This is a genomic window from Orenia metallireducens (assembly GCF_003001995.1).
Classification (GTDB): Bacteria; Bacillota; Halanaerobiia; order Halobacteroidales; family Halobacteroidaceae; genus Orenia; species Orenia metallireducens_B.
The window spans coordinates 1-7506 of sequence record NZ_PVNB01000052.1 but is presented as its reverse complement, the minus strand read 5'-3'; the positions used below and the strand labels follow the sequence as shown (position 1 = coordinate 7506).

Below are 7506 nucleotides of genomic sequence, written 5' to 3'. Positions count from 1 at the left end.
GAAAATATCTTTGCAGATCAAAATGAGTCCATCATTGAACCAGATGCTGAAGATGTTGAAGGCTTTGAAATCTTTATGGAAAGATATAAGAACTGTTTGCCTGTTGAGAGAGCAGCGGTTGACTATTTAAAATAATCGAATGATATCCAGTGGTAGATGGGTAGGATAATGGTAGTTTTAATATGATTTAACATCAATTAAAAGTTAATTGAAGGAAAGGATGAGTGAACAGAATGGAAATTAACGCTAAAGCGGAGGGTGGTTCTAAAATGAAAAAAGAGTCTAATATATTAAAGAGGTTTCTAGAGATTGAAGAGTCCACTATTTTATTGGCATTATTGATACTAAGTGGAGTTATCTCCATCTTAACTCCTAAGTTTTTATCAAGCTATAACCTTTTAAGTATTGCTAGACAGATGTCCTTAGTAGCAATTGTAGCTGTAGGACAGACCCTTGTTATCATCACAGCGGGAATTGATTTATCAGTTGGATCAATCATTGGTTTTACTGGTATTGCGACAACGATGCTGATGGCTGCTGGAATTCCTGTCTTTATAGCAATTATTTTGGGGTTAGCAGTTGGTGCTCTACTAGGATATATAAACGGGACATTAATTACCAAGATAGACATCCCACCATTTATAGTAACTTTAGGTATGTTGAGTATTGCTAGAGGTTTTATTATGGTGTTAACTCAAGGATGGCCAATTAGTGAAGTGCCAGATAGCTTTACTTTCCTAGGACAAGGCTATATCTTAGGGATTCCTGTTCCAGTTATTATCATGGTAGCGATCATGATATTGGGTCATATCTTCTTAAATTCAACAAATCTGGGAAGATACATCTATGCTATTGGTGGTAATGAAGAAGCTGCTGAATTATCTGGTCTGAATGTTAAGAAAATTAAGACTTTGGTTTATACAATTACTGGTTTTCTAGCAGGGGTTTCTGGAATTATTATGGCTTCAAGATTGAGTTCTGGTCAACCTAATGCTGGTGACGGTTGGGAATTAGATACAATTGCTGCAGTAGTAATTGGTGGTACAAGTCTAATGGGAGGAGAAGGAACTATCTTTGGAACCTTCTTAGGTGCTGCTATTATGGCTGTTTTAAGAAATGGTCTAGTCTTATTAAATGTATCTGTGTATTGGCAAACAATAGCAATTGGAGCAATAGTAATAGGAGCAGTTGCAATGGATAGAATCCGTCAAAAGAGAAAGCTAAAAGCTAATTAAATTAAGTGATTTTAAAAATATTAGATAAAAGGGGGGATTAGTATAAGCAAGATCTTTTAGCTCTTATCAATTTATATCTGTGTATAGCTACAATTAGATTAGTAAATTAAAAGGGGGAATTACTAATGTTAAATAAGAAAGGTGTTATTTTAGTTCTAGCTTTATTCTTAGCTACTATGATCTTTACTAGTTGTTCTAATGATCAAGGTGCTCAAAGTGAAGAGAAGGTCTTTGCAGTAGTACCGAAGTTAGTCAGTCATCCTTACTTTAAATTGAGTGCAGAAGGTATGGAGCAGGCTGCTAAAGATTTGAATGTTGATGCTCGCTTTGTGGGACCACAAAAGGCTGATGCTGCTAAGCAAGTGTCTACAATTGAGAACTTAATAGTACAGGGGGTTAGTGGTATTGCTATCTCTCCAGTAGATGCCAATGCGATTAAGCCAGTTATTAAACAAGCAATGGATAAAGGTATTAAAGTAATTACCTTTGATGCTGATGCTCCTAATAGTGAGAGATTAGCCTATATTGGAACAGGTAATAAATCTGCTGGAAAGAAGGCTGGGGAAGCAATGGCTAAGAAATTAAATGGAAAAGGTAAAGTAGCCATTATGACTGGACAGCTAGGAGCAGAGAACTTAAACCAAAGAATAGCAGGATTTAAAGAAGGGTTAGCAGGCACTGATATTAAAGTTGTAAAAGTTGAAGCAAATGGTGATGACATGTCATTAGCCTTAAGTCAGGCTGAAGCATTATTACAAGCTTATGACTTAGATGGTATCTTTGCTTCTAGTGCTAGTGGTGCACCTGCTGCTGCTCAAGCTTTAAAGAGTAAGGGTAAAGTAGGAGATGTAGTTGTTATCGGATTTGACGATATGCCTCAAACCTTAAATTACATTAGAGAAGGTGTAGTTTATGCTACTATTGCTCAACGACCTGATTTAATGGGATATAAATCAGTTGAATTATTATTAAACCTATCAAATGGCGAAAAGGTTGATAATGAGTTTATTGATACTGGAGTTTCTGTTGTAACTAAGGAGAATATCGATAGCTATAAGAAATAATTATAAGGAATAATTATAAGAAATTGATAATAAATAATAGCTACTAACTAATATTTAAGTTTAAAAGATAATGGGGCACCTATTATATTAGTAAATAAGGTGATTATAAGAAATAATATGCCCCTAATTAATAATTGGAGTCTAATGGTATTATAATAGATATTTTATAGCTATATACTAATATATTCGATTATAATTGGGGAGTTGATATATATGCCTATATTAGAGATGAAGAACATCTGTAAGTATTTCCCTGGAGTTAAGGCTTTAGATGGGGTTTCTTTTGACTTACAGGAAGGTGAAGTTCATGGTTTGATTGGTGAAAATGGAGCTGGAAAGAGTACTTTGATGAAGGTGCTATCTGGAGTTTATCAACCAACTAAAGGTGACATTATCTACCAAGGTGAGAAGGTAGAATTTGATGGAGTATTATCTGCTATAGAGAAGGGAATATGTATTATTCATCAGGAGTTTAACTTGTTTGATAATTTGCCAGTAGCAGAGAATATCTTTATTGGTAGAGAACCAATTAAAAGTTCTGGCTTAGTTGACAAAGTACAGCTTAGAGTATGGACTGAAGAGTTATTAGCCAAATACAACTTAAACCTTGATCCAGATAAGAAGGTAAAGGAATTAAGTGTTGCTTATCAACAGATGGTAGAGATAGCTAAAGCACTCTCTTATAATTCAAAGGTCTTAATTATGGATGAACCAACAGATGCTTTGACTAAAAGAGAAGAGAAGGTGCTCTTTAATATTATTGAGATGCTAAAAGAATCAGGACTTACAATCGTTTATATCTCCCATAGACTAGAAGAATTATTTGAGGTCTGTGATCGGGTAACAGTTTTAAGGGATGGTCAGAAGATTGTTACTAAAGATATCGAAGATTTAGATAAGAATAGCTTGGTCTCTTATATGGTTGGTAGAGAGTTAACTGATTTTTATAATTGGGAAGAGCATCCAATTGGAGAAGAAATATTAAAAGTAGAGAATTTAAGTGATAATCGACATATTAATAATGTAAGTTTCGATCTCAAAAAGGGAGAGATATTAGGATTTTCTGGTTTGGTTGGAGCTGGTAGAACTGAGTTGATGAAATCTATCCTGGGAGTTAACTCTGTTGTAGAAGGAAAGGTTTATTTAGAAGGGGATGAGATTAAAATATCAGGGATTAAGGATGCTATAGATCACGGTATTGGTTACCTATCTGAAGATAGAAAGAAAGAAGGACTAATTCTACAGATGAGTACCCGTGAAAATACAACCTTAACAATCCTTGATAAGATAAGCCAATTTCTCTTCCCAGATAAGAAAAAAGAGTATGATATAGTAGATTCTTTCATAGAGGATTTAGATATTAAGACTACTAGTAAACAGAAGGTTAGAAATTTAAGCGGTGGAAATCAGCAGAAAGTGGCTATTGCTAAATGGTTGGCTATTAAACCAAAGATTCTGGTCTTAGATGAACCGACTCGTGGAGTAGATGTAGGAGCTAAAGCAAAGATTTACTCTTTGATTGTTGAACTAGCAAAGCAAGGTATTGGAATTATCATGATCTCTTCTGAACTACCTGAAGTCATCGGAATGAGTGATAGAATATTTGTTATGTATGAGGGAGATATAACTGGTGAATTCAGTCGCCAAAACTTCAATCAAGAGGATATTATGTTAGCGGCATCAGGAGAGAAGATTAGGAAGGTATAAATTTATTTATATCGGCGGGTTCCTATAATTACTAGATGCATAAGTTGATAACCCTATAGGGACTTGTCTTTTAATTCATTCTTTAACCATAAATATTATCGTTTTATCTCATTAACTTAGAATCAGTGTTTTATAACAATATAAGGAGTATGGTAATTATGAATATGAATTATTTACCTAAATATTTGAAATTAAAAGAGAATATTAAAGAGTTAATTACTACAGGGCAAATAAAACCAGAAGAAAAATTACCTACGGAAAATGATTTATGTGAAGAATATAATATTAGTAGGCATACTGTTAGAAAAGCATTAAATATATTAGAACAAGAGGGCTTTGTTTATAAAAAACAAGGAATAGGTACCTTCTGTACTAAGAGTATAAAGCAGCCCACTTATAATATAGGATTTATCAGTATCAGTCTACATGATTATATCTTCTCTGATATTCTAAGTGGTGTTGATAGTATTTTGCATGAGAATGGATATCAAATTATTCTAGGTAATTCTAAAGATGATCAGCAAAGGGAGAAAGAAATTTTAAATGAATTTTTAAAAAAAGAGATAGATGGACTGATTATTGAGCCAGCTAAGAGTGCCTATAACTATTCTAATATTGGCCTGCTAGAAAGGTTTGTGGATAATGATATACCTGTTGTGGTCCTTGATAGTAATCTTGAAAATGAGAAGTTTAATCATGTGATAGTCGATGATCAAAAAGGGGCGTACTTGGCTACAGAGTTTTTTATAAATAAAGGGCATCAACAGATAGCGATTATTTATAAAGGGCTTCATATGCCATCAATTAACCGTTTTCAGGGCTATGAAGAAGCATTAAAAGATAATAATATTCCTGTTTATAATGATTATATTAAGAAATATTATATCTCTGAATTTGAAGATCAAGATAAATTTAAAGAAGAGATAAAGGAGATAACAATAGAATTGATGAGATTGGATAATCCTCCTACAGCTATCTTCTGCTTTAATGATCAAGTTGCAATTTTGGTTAAGGAATTATTAGGTGATTTAAATTATAGAGTACCAGAAGATGTATCAATTATAGGATTTGATGATTCTTCTTTAGTGGAGCTGAAGAATATATCAATTACTTCTATTGCCCATCCTAAAATGCGGTCAGGGCAGAAAGCAGCTAAGCTTATTTTAGAGAATATCAACAAAAGAAGTAATGATTTAAATGAAAATATAATTTTTAACCCTAGATTGATTGAAAGAAGTTCTGTTAAAGATTTAAGTTAATTGAATAAAATATTTTATTTTGCACTTATAGATTTAAGATTATCAAAATATCAATATATCTATTTTATTTAGAGTATTATAATTTTAACTTGTACTGATTAAGACCAAGGCAATAAAAAGGTGTGATTGAGATGGCTTTTTTCGATAAGCTGAATAGAAGTTTAAAGAAGAAATTGATTTTGATTTTTCTCTTAATAACTATTTTACCAATAATCTTTCTAGGACTACTAAATTATAATCGAGAGAAAAATTTAATGAAAGAACAAGTATTTTTATTCAATAAATCTCTGGCTAACAGTTTAGGAATAAAGATTAATCATTATGCTCAGGAGAAGTTAGATCAAATTAGTTATTTAGCTAGTAATGATAATTTAGAGCAAAGTGATCTGCTAGCTTTTAAAAAATTATATTCTGGTTTTGAAGTATTGTATGTTATTGGACAAAATGGTCACTTAAAGAGTGTTAGTGAAGGTTTTATAAAGGCTAAAGAGAACTATTATAGTGAAACTTGGTTTCAAAATGCTATTTCAGGTCAAAGCTATATTTCTAACTATCATAAGTCAGAATTTATTAATCAGCCATCGATTCAATTTGCTGTACCTATTAGAGCAAATAATAAGATAATAGGTGTCTTAGGGGCTGAGATCAATTTAGATATTATAAAGGAGCTAATAACAAGTAGTATAGATGATATAGAGTATAGTGATATCTATCTAATAGATAGTACAGGCAAGCCACTCTATAGTAAAGAAGGGGTAACTAATATAGACAGTAGTCAGGTCCAATCCTTTGTTAAGTATATCTTATTTAAAGGTAAGAATGGAATAAAAGAGTATAAAAATGAAAATGGTGTTGATATACTTGGTTCATATAAATTTATTAAGAGTTTAGGCTGGGCTATTATAGTTCAGCAATCTAGTGAGGAAGCCTTTGCTGAAATTAGAGAGTCTTTATGGAATAATCTAATTTTAGTCTTGGTAGTGGGAGGAGTAGTTACTCTGATTTCATTGAAGCTGACTAATAGTATCTTTTCTCCTATAGACCAGTTACAGATTAATATGAAGCGTATCAGTAAAGGTGACTATACCCAAAAAATTAATATAGAGCGTCAGGATGAAATAGGTGAGCTGATCACTAGTTTTAATAAATTAATTGCTCAGCAGGTGGATATAGTTAGTGATTTAAAAGATAGTAGCATGGAGATATCCAATACAAGTAAAGAATTATTCTTATCGTCTAAAAAGTCTCACAAAGCTAATCAAGCTGTGACTGATTATATAGAAGATACAGTAAATTCTATTCAAGAGATAACTGCAACAAATCAAGAGATAAGTACTTTTTCTGAAGAGACTACTGCTAGTGCACAATCTGGCAAAGAGCAAGTAGAAGAGGCAATTACACAAATTACTAAGATTAATAATTTTATTATTCAAGCCAATCAGGCTAGTAAAGAGCTAGCAGAAGAGTCTAAGAAGATAAAAGAAATTAATAATTTAATTATAAATATTACCGATCAGATTAATCTCTTATCTTTAAATGCCTCAATTGAGGCTGCTAGAGCAAGTTCTACTACGAAGGGTTCTGGAACCCGTAGGGGAAGAGCTGGACAAGGCTTTTCTGTGGTAGCTGAAGAGATAGGGAGTTTAGCTAAGGAGACTGCTAAAGCTACTGCTAAGATCAATCAGACGATTAAAGAGGTTGAAGCAGGGATAAAGAATGTATTAAGTATGGTTTCAAAGGGAACTCAAGAGGCAGATAAAGGAGCTAAGATTATTAAAGTAGTTGCTCAGAGTTTTGATGAGATCGCTGCAGCTATTGAAGAGACCTCATTACAGCTAGAAAGTGTCAATATGTCTACCCAGCAGGTATCTGCAAAGAGTGAAGAGGTTAGAGATTCAGCTAAGGATATGAACTTACTTTCTAAAGATGTTTCTAATGTCTCACTTCAGTTAGAAGAGATGTCAAGTAGCTTAGAGAGGATAACTAATAAATTTGAAGTTTGATCTTAAATTAAATATAACAATAATAACAAAGGAGAGTGGAAAGAATGAAATTTTTTATTGATACTGCAAATTTAGAAGAGATTAAGAAGGCTGCTGCTTTAGGCGTTGTGGATGGTGTAACTACTAATCCAAGTCTAGTAGCCAAAGAGGGAGATGTAGATTTTCATACTAGAATTAAGGAGATATGTGAATTGATTGATGGACCAGTAAGTGCTGAGGTAATCAGTCTTGATGCTGA

At 32.9% G+C, this 7506-nt stretch carries 6 protein-coding genes; all 6 read left to right on the top strand.

Features of this window, described 5'->3' with window-relative positions:
- Positions 1–233 precede the first annotated feature (233 nt).
- Positions 234–1235: an ABC transporter permease gene (locus BX659_RS18185; protein WP_253250823.1), complete on the top strand. Its 1002-nt coding sequence runs from the start codon at positions 234–236 to the stop codon at positions 1233–1235.
- A 125-nt stretch (positions 1236–1360) separates the two neighbouring features.
- Positions 1361–2299 carry a sugar-binding protein gene (locus BX659_RS18180; protein WP_097019640.1) on the top strand — a complete coding sequence of 313 codons (939 nt, stop codon included), beginning with the start codon at positions 1361–1363 and terminating at the stop codon, positions 2297–2299.
- Between the two features lie 213 nt (positions 2300–2512).
- Positions 2513–4006 (top strand): sugar ABC transporter ATP-binding protein, encoded by a 1494-nt coding sequence (locus tag BX659_RS18175; RefSeq protein ID WP_216358861.1) that lies wholly within the window; start codon positions 2513–2515, stop codon positions 4004–4006.
- 158 nt (positions 4007–4164) lie between these two features.
- Positions 4165–5265, top strand: coding sequence for a GntR family transcriptional regulator (locus BX659_RS18170; RefSeq protein WP_172432017.1), 1101 nt, complete (start codon positions 4165–4167; stop codon positions 5263–5265).
- A 131-nt stretch (positions 5266–5396) separates the two neighbouring features.
- The gene (locus BX659_RS18165) at positions 5397–7268 is read left to right on the top strand and encodes a methyl-accepting chemotaxis protein (protein WP_097019638.1); all 1872 of its coding nucleotides are present in this window, start codon (positions 5397–5399) and stop codon (positions 7266–7268) included.
- A gap of 44 nt (positions 7269–7312) precedes the next feature.
- The coding region (locus tag BX659_RS18160) for a transaldolase family protein (RefSeq protein WP_301178936.1) at positions 7313–7506 on the top strand (194 nt) is incomplete at its 3' end.